We start from the raw sequence: 17,398 nt of genomic DNA on the forward strand, positions 1-17,398 counted from the left end.
TAAGCATAAACAAATCCTCATAAAAGAGGGATATCGAAGACTTGACCGAAAAATTGGTTTTAAGTTAAAAAATAGCCGCCAACACCCAGGTGAATTCGGCGGCTTATTATACCTATTTTATCACGTATCTCCATTAAAAAATTCATTTTGATTTTCACATATTTTTGCACAATGAGTATACCATAAAACCTCAATTGATAACAAATTTAGCCACAATCAATGGTTACGGTTCGCTATTAAATCAGTTAGTTCATTCAACAAACCCGTCTGTAAGGTTGTTTTTCCTAAAGCGGCATGGGCAAGTTCTATATGATGTTCCAACTTTTCCTTTGCCCCTTGAAGCGTAAGTAAAGAGGGATATGTGCTTTTATGATTCCCCACATCACTGCCAACCGGCTTACCTATCAACTCGACGGACCCTTCAATATCCAGAATATCATCGCGAATTTGAAAAGCAAGCCCTAGGTGGTATGCAAAGTCACGTAAATGCCGTTTCTGTTCTTCATTCGCTCCGGCTAATATAGCTCCGGAAAGGATGCTTGCAGTCAATAACTTTCCTGTTTTATGTTCATGGACATACTCCAATTCCTGAAGGGTCAGCTGTTTATTCTCCCCTTCCATATCGGCAACTTGACCTCCAACCATTCCTTCGGCTCCGGCAGACTTCGCAATTTCACTTACAAGGTTCAGCTTCATTTCAGCCGTAACCTCGGGATCGATCATATCCGTCACCAATTGAAAGCTATATGTAAGAAGCGCATCACCTGCCAGTATTGCTACCGCTTCACCGAACACTTTATGGTTCGTCGGTTTTCCGCGGCGGAGATCATCATCATCCATCGCCGGAAGATCATCATGAATCAAAGAATATGTATGAATCATTTCAATGGCGGCCGCTGCAGGAATTCCCCTCCTCAAGCTCTTTCCAAATGCCTCCAGAACCGCAAAGACCAATAACGGGCGAATCCGTTTACCCCCTGCCTCCAGTGAATAGACCATGGCATCTTTAACCACTGCCGGAGCCTTAAGTTTATTGACATATTCCACAATTTCCCGTTCGATTACCGCCTTATATTCTTTAGAAAACATTTCAAAGGACGCCGTACCCATGTCATTCTTCCTCCTGTACAGCGAAGTTTTCAAGTTCCCCATCTTCGCGTAAAATTTGAGTCAACTGATCTTCAACAGCCTTAAGCTTTGAATGGCAAAGCCTTGATAAATCCATTCCTTGTTTATATATGGAGATAGCTTCTTCCAAGGGCACATCGCCTTCTTCCAACTGTTCTACAATTTTTTCGAGATTCTCCATCGCTTCTTCAAATGTAGCTTCCGGTTTTTTTGTCATGGTTCAATCCGCTCCTTTATTTCTTTAATTTCACATTCAAGGGTCCCATCTTTAATCGAAACCGCTATCTTATCCCCTTTGGATACTTGCTGTGTACTTTTCACTAATGTCTCACCCTCAGCAAAAACCAATCCATAGCCCCGTTCCATGATTTTTAGCGGGCTGAGGGCAGATAAAGTGGCTGTAATATGGACGAACTGTTGTGATTTTTGCCGATAGATGGCTTCCATGGCCCTTCGTAAGCCCTTTACATGCTGCTGCAAATCATCTTTCGCATTTTTCACCGCTTGTTCCGGATGCTGCTTTTTCAGAATATCGTTCAGCTGATTCAGCCCATCTCTCTTTTTCATGAAATATCGCGTGCTGGTCTTCCCTAGCCTGTCCATCGTCTTGTCAAGCTGTTCAAGCTTCTGTTCATACATTTTATGTGGATAACGGAAAGCATAAGACCTCTCCATCCTGGTCAAACGGGTTCGTTCAAAATTGACCGCTTCTTGAATGGAGCGGGTCAATCGATTCTTGCGGTTCATAAGGCGTTCGAGTATTTCATTCAGGTGAGGAACCGCTAACTCTGCTGCTCCAGTCGGTGTAGGAGCACGCATATCGGCGACAAAATCAGCAATTGTAAAATCGGTTTCGTGACCGACTGCGGAAATTATCGGTATATCGGAATCATAAATCGATTCAGCCACTATCTCCTCATTAAAGGCCCATAGCTCCTCGATCGACCCACCGCCCCTTCCGACAATGAGAACATCACTCTCCGCCCTTGCGTTAGCCATGGAAATTGCCTTGGCAATCGATTTAGCGGCATTATTCCCTTGTACAAGTGCTGGATAAACGATGATCCTGGCGATTGGATATCTCCGTTTGATGGTTATCAGGATATCTCTTAGTGCAGCTCCGGTCGGCGATGTAATGACACCTACAGATTTAGGATACTGGGGAATCGGCTTCTTATGTTCGGCCAAAAATAAACCTGCCTCCTCCAGCTTTTTCTTCAGCTGTTCATAAGCAAGATACAAATCCCCCACACCATCAGGGACCATGCTTTTCACATAAAGCTGATACTGTCCCCCCGCTTCATATAATGATATATCGCCCTTAACAAGTACCTTCATACCATTTTCGGGCAGGAATTTCATCCCTTTATTATTGGCGGCAAACATAACGGAGAGGAGCCTGGCCTTCTCATCCTTTAAAGTAAAATACATATGCCCGCTTGTATGTTGTTTGAAATTTGAAATTTCACCTTTTATGTATACATTTTGCAAATGGGGGTCGGCATCGAACTTCCTTTTGATGTACTTCGTCAAAGCCGACACACTCAAATATTGTTGGTTGCTCATATAATGTCTCCTTCCGATGGAAATCGGATATAAAGAAAACTCGCCCTTAGATTACACTAAAACTTCATTGATCCATGAATGGAAAAAAGCGGTCTCCCGTTATTATAAAACAAGAGGTCCGCTTCTTTAAAATAATTTAACGTTTTTTTCAGCTTTTTAATGCTTGCTTGTTCTGCTCAAGTGCTTTTTGAGCAGATTTGACCGTATTCTTCATAAGCATCGTAATCGTCATGGGACCAACGCCTTTAGGAACAGGGGTAATGTATGAAGCCTTGTTTTTCACTTCATCATACGCCACATCACCGCAAAGCTTCCCTTCATCATTCCTATTCATTCCAACGTCAATGACGACTGCACCTTCTTTAATATGGTCACTCGTGATCGTGTCCCTCTTTCCGACAGCTGCCACAACGACATCGGCTTGCTTGGTATGATACGCAAGATCCTTTGTCCGTGAATGACAGTAAGTAACGGTTGCATTTGCATTTAAAAACATTTGTCCGGCCGGTTTTCCGACGATATTACTTCTCCCTACGATGACAACATGCTTACCTTCGAGGTCATAATCAATATACTCAAGCATCACCATGACGCCGTATGGAGTACAGGGTAAAAATGCATCCTGTCCCGTCATCATCCGCCCAATATTAATCGGGTGGAATCCATCTACATCCTTTTCAGGGGAAATCGCTTCAATGATCGCTTTTTCCTGAATATGTCCAGGTAATGGCAGTTGTACCAATATACCATGAATGCTGTCATCCTGGTTTAATTCAGCAATGCTCTGAATTAATTCCTCCTGAGAGAGTTCCGCAGGCTTTTTAATTAATACGGAATGCATGCCCAAGTCCTCACAGGCCTTTTGCTTATTGCGCACATAAGTTTGTGATGCTTGATTGTCGCCCACCAGGATTACAGCCAAACCCGGAACGACATTTTTTTCACGTAACTGTTGAACTTCCTTACTGATTTCCTGCCTAACTGACTCTGCAATTTCTTTACCATTAATGATTTGAGCTGACATATGTTTATTCCTCCCAAGTTAATTTTGCTAAAGAAATTGCCGAGAGAATCCTTGTTCAAGGCTGCAGCTTTAGCTGCCGCTTTTCACCTTTACTTTGGATAAAACGGCATTTACAAAGCTGCTCGATTGATCATCACCGAATTTCTTAGCAATTTCAATAGCTTCATTCATTGCAACACTTACAGGAACATCTTCACTTTGAAGCATTTCATAAACCGCGATCCGCAGTAAATTCCGATCAATGTTCGCCAGTCTTTCCAACGTCCAATTCTCTAAATTGTCCCTGATCATTCCATCAATTTGTTCTCGATTTTCCGTTATCCCCATTACTAATTTCTTGAAATATTCATCAGTAGGAGCACCATCCAGTACGCTCTCCATCGCTTCTTCTGCATTCGAGTTGGCAATATCTATCTGATATAGGGCTTGAAGGGATTTTTCACGGGCTTCTCTTCTTTTCATAATCTTACTCCTTTAACATCTACTATTATATATGAAAACGCTAGAACAAACGAACATTAAATAACATTTTTTCAAAAATATTAAGATTTTCGCTAAAATATTTTAAAAACTAGCTAAATCTCACTAAAATTAAGGCCAAAAGACTCAACATCTTGATTCAAGCAAACATCTCAAGATTACTTTCCAATTACATGGCCAACACAGTTCCAACCTTTTTGAAAGTGTCAAAAAGCTCATGCCTAGCTTTCATGCTCATATTTCACCTTTTACACTCTAACAGAAATCACCCTTGAATTAAAGGGAAACTTCCAGACACCGCCTTATTATGTTCATTTAAATTTAATATTATAAGCAGGGTATCCTGGAGTATACATTCAAAAAAACAAAAACCCGGCTTTTTGCCGGGTTTTTGCAGGTGTGAATCGAATGAAGCCACTTACACTTCTTGTTCGTAATCCGCTTCTTGTTTAGCGTTTTCAAACGCAATGCCCACTACATGAATGTTCACTTCGCCAGCGTCGATAGCAGTCATATTCAGTAAAGCTTCACGAATGTTATCTTGCACTTCCTGAGCAACTTTCGGAATTGAAACACCAAACTTCATGACACAATAAAGTTCGACTTTGATGGATTCTCCCGTTAAGTCCACTTTAACACCTTTGCCGTGATTCTTTTTACCAAGCTTTTCAACAACACCCGTAGCGAAATTCCCGCGCATATGTGCAACACCTTCAACTTCCGATGCAGCGATACCCGCAATCACCTCTATCACCTCAGGCGCGATCTCCACTTTGCCAAGTCCACTATTATAATCATTCATTTCGAGTAATTGGCCTTCCATTTCACTCATTCAAAAGCACCTCCTGTCTTCCTTTACATTATGAGTTCATTACATCATATATTTCAAGGAATTTGGTATTAAATTCCCCGGAAACAAATTGTTCATGCTGAAGTAACTTAATATGGAAAGGAATTGTGGTACTGATCCCTTCAATGACAAACTCGCCTAAGGCACGTTTCATCTTCTCGATCGCCTCTTCTCTAGTCGGTGCATGGACGATCAATTTAGCGATCATGGAATCGTAATATGGCGGGATCGAGTACCCAGGGTATGCCGCGGAATCCACACGAACTCCATAGCCGCCTGGCGGTAAATACATTTGAATCTTTCCTGCGGAAGGCATGAAATTCTTTTCTGGATTTTCCGCATTGATCCGGCATTCGATAGACCATCCGTTAAAAGTGACATCCTCTTGCGAAAGCGATAGTTTGTTACCTGAAGCAACTTTGATCTGCTCTTTAATCAAATCCACGCCCGTTACCATTTCTGTAACTGGGTGTTCGACCTGGATACGTGTATTCATTTCCATAAAGTAGTATTTTCTATTCACATAGTCATAAATAAATTCTACTGTTCCGGCACCTGAATAGTTAACGGCAAGTGCAGCCGTTACTGCAGCCTGCCCCATTTCCGCACGTGTTTCACCATCCAATGCTGGTGACGGGGTTTCTTCAACAAGTTTTTGCAAACGTCGCTGGACCGAACAATCACGCTCACCTAAATGGATGGCGTTGCCATGATTATCTGCCATGACCTGTATTTCAACGTGACGGAAATCCTCGATGAACTTTTCAATATACACGCCAGGGTTCCCAAATGCCGTCGCGGCTTCCTGTTGCGTGATGTTAATGCCTTTAATGAGATCTTCTTCTGTCCTTGCTACGCGGATACCTTTACCCCCTCCGCCGGCAGTGGCTTTGATGATGACTGGATAGCCCATCTCATTAGCTAGGGCTACACCATCATCCGTATCTTTAATTATGCCTTTAGATCCTGGAACGATCGGTACACCAGCTTTGCGCATGGTTTCCCTTGCTACGTCCTTTGTTCCCATTTTATTGATCGCTTCAGGGCTAGGACCGATGAAAATGATATTGCATTCACGGCATAGCTCAGCAAAGTCAGCATTTTCAGCTAGGAATCCATATCCTGGATGAATAGCATCGGATCCCGTTTTCTTGGCCGTGCTGATAATGTTCGTTGTATTTAAATAACTGTCTTTTGATAATTTAGGACCGATGCAATATGCTTCATCCGCAATTTGAACATGCAATGCCTCTTTATCTGCTTCTGAATAGACCGCAACAGTCTCGATTCCTAATTCCTTGCATGCCCGGATGATTCGGACAGCAATTTCCCCACGATTGGCAATTAATACCTTTTTAATCATTTAGAAACAGCTCCTCATTCCGGCTTTACTAAAAATAATGGTTGACCATATTCTACAAGCTGACCCTCTTTTACAAGGACTTCTACGATTTCACCGCTTACTTCAGCTTCGATTTCATTGAAAAGTTTCATGGCTTCCACGATGCAGACGATGGAATCCCCCGTTACTTTATCGCCTGTTTTTACGTATGCAGGTGAATCCGGTGCAGGAGATTGGTAGAATGTCCCTACCATCGGAGAAGTGATTTTATGTAAATTTTCCTGTTCAGTGACGGCAGCAGCCGGTTTTGCAGGTTCAACAGCTTTCGGCACTGCAGGCGCTGGGGCAGCTGCGTGCTTGACCTCTACAGCTGAATTGGCTTGAACAACTTCTGGAGCAGCTGCTGGGTGCAATACTGTACCCGTTTCAGTTTTTTTCAATTTAATTTTCGTTCCTTCATTTTCAAAAACGAATTCATTGATATTTGATTGATCGACTAGCTTAATAATTTCACGAATTTCTTGCACTTTCATTTTGTGGCACCCCTTGTCTAATTTAATATGAGTTTGTGAGGCAATAATATTTTATGTAACCTTACCCTTAGCTTATCCTACTTTGTCCAATACTGCACAAAGTAGCCGCTTTCTTTATGCGAATAAACCAAATACAAACCCCATCTGTATTATAACAGATATTTCACTTTCTCAAAATATTGTTCCCTTGGAGAGTTGAATAGTTTATGACCAGCTTCTAACATCATACAATATTAGCTTATACAAATTCAATGATAGATTAGTTGTGACTTATTATCCATACTTCTATCTTACACCTTTATTATAATATTGTGAATATTTTTCAACTGGGGCACCTTAACGCTTTTTCTACTATTTTGCATTTTATTCGTAGAAAACCCGCAATAATATCCATTAAAATTACTTTTCTAGAATATAACGGATGATCATGATTGACATTTTTATTTGAGTCCCTGATACCAATTTAAACAAAAAAACTTTTCCTCTAAAGTTTCCGGTTGTAGGATGGTTTGAAAAAATCATAATAAAAAGCCTCCTTTTTTTATTAAAGGGGGCTTTCAAATTTTTATGATGATGAACTTGTATGTGTGTTTACTTTTCCGGTTGGAAATCGACCACTACATTTTGTGCATCGCTCACTTCTTTCCTTACAAGGCGGATTATGTTATTGGCTTCTGTTTTCGTTTGTTTATCGGCCTTGACACTCACCTTTACATCCGTTCCGTCCACCCGGACCAGTGCAGCATTGTAATCCATGGCAACGATTAAGTTTTCGATGATATTTTCTTTTACTTTCGTTTCACTTAATTGTTCGATTTTTGCATAAGCCTCGTCTCTTTCTTCAGCTGATAGTTCTGTGTTGCCCATCTTTGCAGTCAATTCTTCATTCAGCTTCGCCCGTTCATCTTCAATCTGCATCCTTAACGATTCGAACTCATCTCCGGATGCAATGGTTACAGAGGAACCTTCTGTATTTTTGGACGTTTCTTTTTCACTTTTATTTTCACCTTTTGTATCCGCTTTGTTCTCTGTTTTATTTTCTTCCTTTTCCATTTGCTCCGTTGCCGTCATATCGGCGGCATTTTCTTCAGGAGCGGTTAAATAATAGACTGAAAGCACAACGACCAGACTTAGCATAGTCAATAACCATACGGTTTGTTTTTTTAATAACATGTAGATTTTCCCCCTTATTTTTTAGGCATGACAGAAACCCTGTGACTCGGTACATCAAGTGAGCGTGTTACAGCCTCGATTATCCACTTCTTTATTTGAATGTTTTCAGCCCCTTTAGCGACTACCAGGACCCCTCGCACACTAGGTTTTTTCGTTTCCGAAATAATCGGTCCTTCTTTTTCACCGCTCTTGACCAAAACTAGCTGCTCATCAACAGATGTGTCTTCGACCGTCCTTTTGCCGCCTTCCTGGTCGGTTTCTTCAGTGACTTGTTTTTGGGTGACTTTGTTTCTTTCATATACTTTTTTCTCGGATGCATCGACGTAAATTACGACTTTTACATCCTGGACGCCTGCGATGGACTCAAGCGCCTCCTTCATTTCATTTTGAAGATATATTTCATAGTCTTTTGTCGTCTTGAATTCTGATTTCTTCTGGCCGAATGTTTCAACATCCCCTTCATCTTCCTGCTGTTTATCATTATTGAATACAGTCTTTACTTCAGGTGTTTGTCCCGTCTGGTTGGTGGTTAACAAATTCCCGGCCATCATGATTCCCGCTCCCAAAAGGACAACTATTAGAGCATAGACATACAGGGAAGGTTTTTTTTCCTTAGGCTCTTTTTGGTCAGGGTCTTTATTCAATAGTTTTTGCAGCCAGGATAATGGACCTTTTTCTTTGTTCAATACTCAGTCACTTCCTTTCCCCGGCGATTTCAATGATCTCTTCATTTACAGACCAACTTGTTGCCAGAAACCTTTTTACAGCATCCAGATTGGCATCATTCGAAGTGGATGGGCCATCTGCATTGATATCAACCTTCGCTACTGCCTCTATCTCCGAGTTTTCTTTCCCTTCTGCTTTTTCCAATGAGATGGTTATGTTCTGCAGATCATCAACACCCGGTTCTTCCTTATCCTTGACCCCTACTTCAATTGAACTAATCTTCATGTTATAATCCACCATCAGCTCCTCTTCCACTTCTGCCTGTAAGTCAACAGCCATTTGTTTTAAAATATATGCACCCTGGGTAGCTTGTATTTCTTTTTTCTTCATTTCTGTCAAATTTCCTAAATCTTTTTTTTCCTGGTCCTCAAATTCACTGGTAGCTGCAGAAAGGATATCGTCGAAATCCTTGTTGAATAATCCCAATATAGGAGTGATGATGATCGCAATCAGCAAAAGTCCGATGACCATTTTGGCATACTTCTGTAAAGCTGAATTCGGAAGAAGCATATCGATCACAGTAGCCAGCAATACAAATATGATGATGTTGGATACCCAGCCAGCTAAAAAACTCACCAAGCCCTCCTCCTTTCTAACGAACCATTAGGGTAATGTTTCCAGAGGCGATAATTACCGTGACACTTAAAAAAAACATGAGTGAGACAATGGCCAATGCAGCGAAAATATAAATCATGCTTTTACTTATTATGTCAAGGCATTTTATTACAGGTCCTCCGCCCAGTGGCTGCAAAAGACTCGCTGCCAATTTATAGACAAAAGAAATCATCAAGATTTTTATGGCGGGGAAAGTGGTGATGAGCAAGAGAATGATGACACCTGACAGGCCCACAGTATTTTTCAAAAGGACAGAGGCACTAATGACCGTATCCGTTGCATCAGTAAACATGCGCCCTATTACCGGTATAAAGTTACCGGTCACGAATTTGGCTGTCCTGATCGTCACTCCGTCGGCTACAGCTGAGGATGCTCCCTGAACGGAGATCACACCAAGGAATATGGTCATGAATGCCCCCAGGATACCGATGGCAAAATTACGGAGGAGTTGTGCCAACTGTGTCACTTTGTAATGCTCGGTTAGCGTGCTGACTATGCTTAATATCGCTGCAAAGAATAATAACGGAAGGACGACAAACTGGATCAAGATGCCGCTTGTATTCATCAAAAACATCAATACCGGATGAAAGAAGGCTGCGGATACAAGTCCGCCTGAAGCAGCTATCAATGCCAAGAGTAAAGGGATGAGCGCCATTAAAAAGGAAATCATCAAATCTATCGTATCTTTTGTATATTCAATCGCCACATGAAAACTGTTAAGTGCCAAAATGATCAGCACCATATAAACGATTGCGTAAGCGACCTTACTTACGGAGCTTTGCTCGAACGCATTCTGCAAAGACTGGAGGAACATGCTGAAAACGGTTAACAAAATGAGTGACCCCAACAGCTTTCCATTCACGAGCAGTTCATGAAAAATGAATTTTGTCATTCCCTTCATCCATTGGTCAAAGGAAAACTTCTTATCGCCGCTTACAAAATCCATGAAGCTCCCTTTCTGGCTTTCCGGTAAGAATCCTCCATATTCCGTAACGATGTCATCCCAATATTGTTTGAGCTCATCGACACCCAGCCTTTCTATTTGGGCTTGTACCAGTTCGGACTGCATGATTGGCTCTTGATCGATTTCACCATTTCCGGGATTTTCGGCAGCTTGTCCAATAGATGCATGCAAAAAAATGAGTAAAACGAATAGAATGGATAAGTAAGGCATCCGCTGCTTCATACATTCACCTCATTGACTAGTAGGAGTATCCGTTAACTTGGAAGCATCTGTAAAATCGTTTCGATAATGACCGTCAAAATCGGAATCGCCATGGCAAGAATCAAGATTTTTCCGCTCAATTCTATTTTGGAAGCGAGCGAACCTTGCCCTGCATCTTTTGTAATTTGAGAAGCAAATTCTGCAATATAGGCAATTCCGATTATTTTTAAGATGGTCTCTAGATACACGGTATTTACATTCGCATTTACCGCAATTTTTTCTAACATTAAAATAATTTCGTATATTTTGTCAGCTAAAAAAAGAAAAATGGAGCATCCAACAAACACGACAAGCAGGAATGCGAAATTTGGTTTTTGCTCTTTGACGATCAGTGCCAAAAAGGTGGCAACTAGGGCAATGGCCACGATTTTTATGATTTCAATCGCGAATCCCTCCCTTACTGAAATAGAAATACAGATTTAATTTTTTGAAATAAATCCTCTACTACAGAAGCTACCATGAATAAAATATAGATAAATCCGAAAAGTGTCACCCACTGGGCATATTCCTTCTTCCCAACCTGATCGAGTATCGTATGAAGAAATGCCACAACTAGCCCCACACCCGCTATTTTAAATATGATGTCCACATCAATGCCCATTTTCATTCCCCCCACATATTCCTACATCAGCAAGATGATCAATAATAGCCCGGATAAAAAACCAAGACTTTTCATCATTTTTTCATATTTTCCCTGTCGGTCGAGTGCATCGCTCTCTTCCCGTTCCAAGTGTGCCATCGTTAGCATGATTTGCTTTTGCTGATGATATTTATCGCTTTTTCCAAGCGTCTCCCCAAACTGTGAAAGAATCTCGAATTCTCCCTGTTTTAAAGCAAGGGATTGCCATATTTTCTTCAAACTATCATCCCATGCTTCTTTGACGGTGGTCTCTCCTGACTCGAGTCGATTCGCAAATGTTTCGAAAAAGATGGATAAAGGTTTGACCATCTGTTTAGAAAGTTTCCTTGCCGCTTCTTTTAAAGGGGTATGACCATACATGATTTCAGCTTCAAGTGATTGCATGGCGACTTTCAGCTGTCTCAGTTGACGTGGCCTCATACTTAATTTTTTCGCGGCTTCGAAACCCGCCCATGTCGTTGCAATAATAATTATCGCTGCTCCTATTAACTTAAACATGACGGTTCACACTTTCTCCCAAGAAAATGGGAACCCCTGCTGCATCAAGGACTTTGTAGCTCCTCTTACCGGATTTGCTTTTCTGTAATTCTATAAAACGTTCAAAGATGTTTTGCTTTAATATTTCGGCGATAAATGGTCGCTTCTTTACCTCATCCAGTGTATGGCCATGTGTAGTTATCATGAGTTTAATACCTGCGTTCACTGCTTCCAGCACAGCCTGTGTATCCGCTGCACGGCCTATTTCATCCACAATCAATACATCCGGGGACATCGAACGGATCATCATCATCATCCCTTCCGCTTTAGGACATCCATCGAGCACATCAACCCGTGTTCCAAATTCGAGCTGCGGCACTCCATGAACACATCCGGCAATTTCCGAGCGCTCGTCCACTATCCCCACTTTTTGAGGGGTAATGCCGCGTTTTTCATTACCACTGGATATGATTCTTGCGATATCACGTAATATGGTCGTTTTTCCCGTTTGCGGAGCACCGATCAACATGGTATGTTGCCATTCCCCGTCAAATAAATATGAAGTGAGCGGTTCAGCTGCCCCTATTTTTTCACGTGCAACCCGAATATTGAATGAAGAAATATCCCTGATCGCTTTGACCGACCCATTTTCCAGGATCACCTTGCCAGCAAGCCCCACCCGATGACCGCCCGCTATGGTTATATATCCCCGCTTTAATTCTTCCTCAAGTGTATATAACGAAAACTGACCTATTTGATTCAATAATTGATCTGCATCCGAATGGGTCACTTTATAGGAAAAGAAGTATGGTTCCCCTCCTACAATGACCTCAAGCGGCCTTCCAACCCGAATTCGTAGTTCTTCCATCTTATCGATCATCATCGGTGTCATACCCCGGAGTTGCTCGTATAATTTTTTCGGTAAAAAAGAAAGAATCGTTTCCATTTTGACAATCCTCCTGTATACACCACTTTCAATAAAATATATGCCGCCCAGCCCGCAATGATGACAGGCTATTAAAGAAACAGACCATTTATTGACTTTTTATAACTTTCGGGATCTAAAAAGACAAAAAAAAAGACCGAGAAATTAATCTCGGCCTTCTTTCATTTATGCACGTGATACGTAAGAGCCTTCATTTGTATTGATCAATAGTTTGTCACCTTGGTTGATGAAGAATGGAACTTGAACCGAAAGGCCCGTCTCAAGTACAGCAGATTTCGTGCCGCCTGAAGATGTATCGCCTTTAATTCCCGGCTCAGTCTCCGCCACTTCAAGTTCCACTGTGTTTGGAAGTTCGACACCAAGTGTTTCCGCTTGGAAAGTCATGATATGTACTTCCATATTTTCCTTAAGGAATTTAAGTTCACGTTCAATGCTTGAAGCAGGCAACTCGATTTGGTCATACGTTTCGTTATCCATGAATACATGGCTATCTCCACTTGCATAAAGATACTGCATCTTGCGGTTTTCGATATGTGCTTTAGCAACTTTTTCACCAGCACGGAATGTTTTCTCTTGGATGGAACCCGTACGAAGATTACGAAGTTTAGAACGTACAAAAGCTGCACCTTTACCAGGTTTAACGTGTTGGAACTCGATAACCTGCCAAATTCCATTATCTACTTCAATCGTAACACCTGTGCGAAAATCGTTTACAGAAATCATAAATTTGTCCTCCTACATGTACATGTTTACAGAATGATCAACTCTTTGGTTGAATGAGTAAGTGCTTCGTTACCTTCAATTGTAACGATCGTATCATCTTCAATCCGCACTCCGCCTACCCCCGGTAAATAAATGCCCGGTTCAACGGTTACAGCCATACCTGGTTCTAATATGATATCGGACCTAAAGGATAATGCTGGACCTTCATGAACTTCAAGACCGATTCCATGTCCCGTCGAATGTCCAAAATACTGCCCATATCCCTTTTCTTCAATTAGATTACGAGCTAGTGCATCCGCTTCCCTGCCAGTCATACCGGGTTTGATCCCACACATTCCTCGCAGTTGAGCTTCTAAAACAATGTCATAAATATTAATAAGTTCTTCACTTGGCTTGCCAACTGCTAATGTCCGAGTGATGTCAGACACATACCCGTTATAATAAGCCCCGTAATCCAATGTGACAAAATCGCCTTTTTCGATGATTTTATCCGTTGCCACTCCATGCGGAAGTGCGGACCTTATACCGGATGCTACAATAATATCGAATGAAGAGGAAGTTGCCCCTTGTTTCCTCATAAAGAATTCAAGTTCATTGGATACATCCAGTTCCGAGATCCCTGGTCGCAGGAAATCCAGAATATGTGTAAACGCAGCATCAGCAATAGCAGCCGCTTCCTTTAATATCTTAATCTCTGATGAGGTCTTTATCAAGCGTAAATTCTCAATAACCCCCGACACCGGTAAAAGTTGACCATCAATGGCCGATTCGTATGCCTTATATGTAGCATAAGTCAGGTGTTCTTGCTCAAAGCCCAGCTTACCGATATTCATCGCTTCAGCCTGCTTACCGACTTCTTCGATGATGGTTCCTTTGTGTTGAACGATCTCATAGTCCGGTGCCTGCTTGCCCGCTTGTTCCACGTATCTGAAATCAGTGATGAATTTAGCTTCTTTTTGGGAAATAAGTACAACGCCTGCACTTCCCGTAAAGTTGGTCATATATCGGCGGTTATATGTACTAGTGATCAAAAAACCATCAATGCCCACCTTTTCCATTGAGGCTCTTAAGCGCATTAGTTTATTCATTTAATTTCTCCCCTTTGCAATCTTTGTGATCGCCTGCAACGCCAATTCATATCCGTGTATCCCCAAGCCGACAATCTGTCCCGCCGTCACCGCTGCGGTCACTGATTCATGCCGAAAACTTTCACGGGCATGTATGTTCGAAATATGCACTTCCACCACGGGAACATCAATTCCGGCTATTGCATCACGAATCGCATAGCTATAATGAGTAAAAGCTCCAGGATTAATGATAATCCCGTCGATCCCATGATCCTCTGACCAATGGAGCTTGTCGATAATCGCTCCTTCATGGTTAGTTTGAAAAGAGGTTAATTCCACATTTAACGCTTCAGCCTGTTGCATTAATTGCACTTCCACATCCGCCAGCGTCGAGGATCCATAATGCGCAGGTTCCCGTTTCCCCAAGCGATTTAAATTCGGACCATTGATTAGTAAGATTTTTGTCATCATCAAACACCTGCTCATGTTAAAAGAATGCTTTCCAAGAACATTCTATCATAATTACAAATTGTCTTACTACTTTTTTACAACCAAGAAGCAATCAGCTTTCCGATTGCTTCTCGCCTTTGTTTTTTTGACGCATATATTCTTGATGATCGTATGATATAGAAAACCCTACAAAAAGACCGTATATAATAAAAATGCATAAACTTGTTATAACCGTATTGGCTGACATTTTAGAAAAGGTTGGTAAATCGATGAACATCGGTTTTAGGACAAATACCAGCAAAGCCCAGCAAACCACTCCCAAAACAATACCCGGAAAAATACTCTTCATCCTTTTAAAAAGACTATAGTATATAAAAGCGATCCCAACAGATAGTATTCCGAATAAAATTATGGTCATTACCGTACCAAGCCAATGATCGATCCAGGTCATATTTGACCATGAAGTCAGTATGAATTTCGGGCTAAGATCCATAAAGTTAAGATAATCGGCTATGATTCCGATAAAACTGGCAAAAGCCCCCCCAGCAAAACCGACAGCAAGTACATTATAGATCAACATATTTTGATATTCCTGTTGAATTTGTCCATTTCCATTAGAAGACATATCAAACACCTCCGCTACGTAGTATGCCCCTTGTTAAATAGAACTATTTTTTTTTTATTATTAGGAAGGAGAATCACTAGAGGTTTTGTGATTTATTCTGTATGATTAAATCATAAATAATCTCCTTTTTTCAGAGGAAAATACCCATCCTCTGTTGAAATTTATAATGTACACAGGATCATACCTTCCTGTGATTCAACATTCATAAAGTAATTGCAAGGTTAAAGCCGCCATTCAACTTTGGAGGACCGCGTTTAACCCTTGTGATGCTTGATAATACACATGTTAGCACCCTTGAGAGAGCTACGTGAATAACTATTAGGTTGGTGTAGAAATGTCTGAGGTTCAAAAACCCGTGTATGGAGGGCAGGCTGTAGTGGAAGGCGTCATGTTCGGCGGCAAACATCACACAGTCACAGCGGTACGCCGCAAAGATTCGACGATTGTATATTATCATCTGCCGCGTGAATCGAAACCTGTTGTCAACCGCTTGAAGAAAGTACCGTTTCTACGGGGCATCGTTTCACTGATTCAGTCAAGTGCAACCGGCTCGAAACATCTAAACTTTTCAACTGAACAATATGAAGAAGAAGGGGAAAAGCAGGAAGAAAAGAAAAAAGAAACGAAGGATCCTTCTAAAATAAGCGTATGGCTAGGAGTTGCCGTAATCGGTGTTCTTTCCTTCCTTTTCGGGAAGCTGCTTTTCACGTTGATTCCAGTCTTTCTTGCCGAATTGACAAGACCCTTCTTTAGCGGCCATATGGCCCAGGTCTTAATAGAAAGCTTGTTCAAGTTGATATTATTGCTGGTATACATTTATGCAGTATCCATGACGCCATTGATCAAGCGGGTCTTTCAGTATCACGGCGCGGAGCATAAGGTGATCAATTGTTTTGAAAGCGGAAAAGAATTGACCGTAGCAAATGTGCAGGCAAGTTCCCGCCTTCATTATCGCTGTGGCAGCAGCTTTATTTTATTTACAGTCATTGTAGGTATGTTCGTCTATATGGTTGTTCCGACCGATCCATTATGGCTCCGTATCGTGGATCGCATTTTGCTTATCCCCGTAGTGCTTGGCATAGCCTTCGAGGTCTTGCAGTTGACCAACAAAGTAAGAGATATTCCAATGCTGCGCTACCTTGGCTATCCCGGCCTTTGGCTTCAGTTACTGACAACCAAAGCCCCTACAGATGATCAAGTCGAAGTCGCATTGGCATCCTTCCAAGAACTGTTAAGGATGGAAAAAGAGACTGAAAAAGGTTTAGAATCGGATGGAATTGTGTAAAACATCTATACACATTTTGATGATGAAAAATCATATACTAACTAAGGGAATGCTCTTCATTTTTTTCAAATATTTTACATGAAGAATGTTTAAAATAAGCAAAAACTGCTTATGATGCTCTTAAGGAGGTGTCTTTGTTGAAACGTTTCATATCTTTCATGATATACGGAATCATCGCCCTCGGAGTCCTCGGACTAATGAGCCGACTATTTAATGACCCGATTGGCTTTTTTAGGAACATTCTCATAATAGCCATTGTCGCAGGGATTATTTATATGATTTATACCGGATTAACAAAGGGAAAACCAGTTAAGAAAGAGCAGCAAGCATTCCGAAAGGCTGCCCGCCAATCGAAAAAAAGGCTAAAGAACCGAACTTCGAAAAAAGATAATGTGGCAAGCTTCTCTGCAGCAAAATCATCAAAGAAAATAAAATTGAGAAAGAAAACCGATAGCCACTTAACCGTCATCGAAGGAAAAAAGAATAAAAAGAAAAATCGGGCTTCTTTTTAAGAGCCCGATTT

General features: G+C 41.4%; 22 protein-coding genes. 2 read left to right on the forward strand and 20 right to left on the reverse strand.

Translation table 11 applies throughout. From position 1 onward, the window contains the following. Positions 1-216: 216 nt before the first annotated feature. From IOC57_RS14840 to IOC57_RS14935, 20 genes are all read right to left on the reverse strand, one after another. On the reverse strand, positions 217-1,110 hold the full coding sequence (locus IOC57_RS14840; protein ID WP_207439453.1) for a polyprenyl synthetase family protein: 894 nt from the start codon (positions 1,108-1,110) through the stop codon (positions 217-219). Between the two features lies 1 nt (position 1,111). Then, the gene (locus tag IOC57_RS14845; protein WP_207439454.1) at positions 1,112-1,345 is read right to left on the reverse strand and encodes an exodeoxyribonuclease VII small subunit; all 234 of its coding nucleotides are present in this window, start codon (positions 1,343-1,345) and stop codon (positions 1,112-1,114) included. Then, positions 1,342-2,694, reverse strand: coding sequence for an exodeoxyribonuclease VII large subunit (xseA, locus tag IOC57_RS14850; RefSeq protein ID WP_207439455.1), 1,353 nt, complete (start codon positions 2,692-2,694; stop codon positions 1,342-1,344). The genes IOC57_RS14845 and xseA overlap by 4 nt, the downstream gene beginning before the upstream one ends. 148 nt (positions 2,695-2,842) lie before the next feature. Continuing rightward, positions 2,843-3,718, reverse strand: a complete 876-nt coding sequence (gene folD / locus IOC57_RS14855) for a bifunctional methylenetetrahydrofolate dehydrogenase/methenyltetrahydrofolate cyclohydrolase FolD (protein WP_207439456.1) — start codon at positions 3,716-3,718, stop codon at positions 2,843-2,845. A gap of 69 nt (positions 3,719-3,787) precedes the next feature. Then, the gene (gene nusB, locus IOC57_RS14860) at positions 3,788-4,180 is read right to left on the reverse strand and encodes a transcription antitermination factor NusB (RefSeq protein WP_207439457.1); all 393 of its coding nucleotides are present in this window, start codon (positions 4,178-4,180) and stop codon (positions 3,788-3,790) included. Between the two features lie 436 nt (positions 4,181-4,616). Then, positions 4,617-5,021, reverse strand: a complete 405-nt coding sequence (locus tag IOC57_RS14865; protein ID WP_222620245.1) for an Asp23/Gls24 family envelope stress response protein — start codon at positions 5,019-5,021, stop codon at positions 4,617-4,619. A gap of 37 nt (positions 5,022-5,058) precedes the next feature. Beyond that, the gene (accC, locus tag IOC57_RS14870) at positions 5,059-6,411 is read right to left on the reverse strand and encodes an acetyl-CoA carboxylase biotin carboxylase subunit (RefSeq protein WP_207439458.1); all 1,353 of its coding nucleotides are present in this window, start codon (positions 6,409-6,411) and stop codon (positions 5,059-5,061) included. Between the two features lie 14 nt (positions 6,412-6,425). Continuing rightward, positions 6,426-6,923, reverse strand: coding sequence for an acetyl-CoA carboxylase biotin carboxyl carrier protein (gene accB / locus IOC57_RS14875; protein ID WP_207439459.1), 498 nt, complete (start codon positions 6,921-6,923; stop codon positions 6,426-6,428). 591 nt (positions 6,924-7,514) lie between these two features. Next, a complete protein-coding gene (locus IOC57_RS14880) occupies positions 7,515-8,096 on the reverse strand; it encodes a SpoIIIAH-like family protein (protein ID WP_207439460.1) in 582 nt (193 codons plus the stop codon). Positions 8,097-8,110: 14 nt separating this feature from the next. Continuing rightward, positions 8,111-8,782 carry a stage III sporulation protein AG gene (gene spoIIIAG / locus IOC57_RS14885; RefSeq protein ID WP_207439461.1) on the reverse strand — a complete coding sequence of 224 codons (672 nt, stop codon included), beginning with the start codon at positions 8,780-8,782 and terminating at the stop codon, positions 8,111-8,113. 7 nt (positions 8,783-8,789) lie between these two features. Beyond that, complete coding sequence (gene spoIIIAF, locus IOC57_RS14890) at positions 8,790-9,398, reverse strand: stage III sporulation protein AF (protein WP_207439462.1); 609 nt, start codon at positions 9,396-9,398, stop codon at positions 8,790-8,792. Between the two features lie 16 nt (positions 9,399-9,414). Beyond that, positions 9,415-10,623: a stage III sporulation protein AE gene (gene spoIIIAE / locus IOC57_RS14895; RefSeq protein ID WP_207439463.1), complete on the reverse strand. Its 1,209-nt coding sequence runs from the start codon at positions 10,621-10,623 to the stop codon at positions 9,415-9,417. A gap of 32 nt (positions 10,624-10,655) precedes the next feature. Next, positions 10,656-11,045 (reverse strand): stage III sporulation protein AD, encoded by a 390-nt coding sequence (gene spoIIIAD, locus IOC57_RS14900; protein WP_094246647.1) that lies wholly within the window; start codon positions 11,043-11,045, stop codon positions 10,656-10,658. 14 nt (positions 11,046-11,059) lie between these two features. Further along, complete coding sequence (gene spoIIIAC / locus IOC57_RS14905; protein ID WP_034308319.1) at positions 11,060-11,263, reverse strand: stage III sporulation protein AC; 204 nt, start codon at positions 11,261-11,263, stop codon at positions 11,060-11,062. A gap of 21 nt (positions 11,264-11,284) precedes the next feature. Then, entirely contained in the window at positions 11,285-11,800 is a 516-nt protein-coding gene (gene spoIIIAB, locus IOC57_RS14910) for a stage III sporulation protein SpoIIIAB (RefSeq protein ID WP_207439464.1), read from the reverse strand. Further along, positions 11,793-12,725, reverse strand: a complete 933-nt coding sequence (gene spoIIIAA, locus IOC57_RS14915) for a stage III sporulation protein AA (RefSeq protein ID WP_207439465.1) — start codon at positions 12,723-12,725, stop codon at positions 11,793-11,795. Before spoIIIAA ends, spoIIIAB begins: the two co-directional genes overlap by 8 nt. 165 nt (positions 12,726-12,890) lie before the next feature. Continuing rightward, positions 12,891-13,448: an elongation factor P gene (gene efp / locus IOC57_RS14920; protein ID WP_034308328.1), complete on the reverse strand. Its 558-nt coding sequence runs from the start codon at positions 13,446-13,448 to the stop codon at positions 12,891-12,893. Between the two features lie 26 nt (positions 13,449-13,474). Next, positions 13,475-14,536: a M24 family metallopeptidase gene (locus IOC57_RS14925; protein WP_207439466.1), complete on the reverse strand. Its 1,062-nt coding sequence runs from the start codon at positions 14,534-14,536 to the stop codon at positions 13,475-13,477. After that, entirely contained in the window at positions 14,537-14,983 is a 447-nt protein-coding gene (gene aroQ / locus IOC57_RS14930; RefSeq protein WP_207439467.1) for a type II 3-dehydroquinate dehydratase, read from the reverse strand. 94 nt (positions 14,984-15,077) lie between these two features. After that, entirely contained in the window at positions 15,078-15,590 is a 513-nt protein-coding gene (locus IOC57_RS14935; RefSeq protein ID WP_207439468.1) for a YqhR family membrane protein, read from the reverse strand. 334 nt (positions 15,591-15,924) lie between these two features. Between IOC57_RS14935 and IOC57_RS14940 the strand changes: the two genes are divergently transcribed. Then, positions 15,925-16,875, forward strand: a complete 951-nt coding sequence (locus IOC57_RS14940; protein ID WP_207439469.1) for a DUF1385 domain-containing protein — start codon at positions 15,925-15,927, stop codon at positions 16,873-16,875. A gap of 137 nt (positions 16,876-17,012) precedes the next feature. Continuing rightward, entirely contained in the window at positions 17,013-17,387 is a 375-nt protein-coding gene (locus IOC57_RS14945; RefSeq protein WP_063233078.1) for an SA1362 family protein, read from the forward strand. Positions 17,388-17,398: the final 11 nt, after the last annotated feature.

The organism is Bacillus sp. SD075 (genome assembly GCF_017355165.1).
GTDB lineage: Bacteria > Bacillota > Bacilli > Bacillales > DSM-1321 > Peribacillus.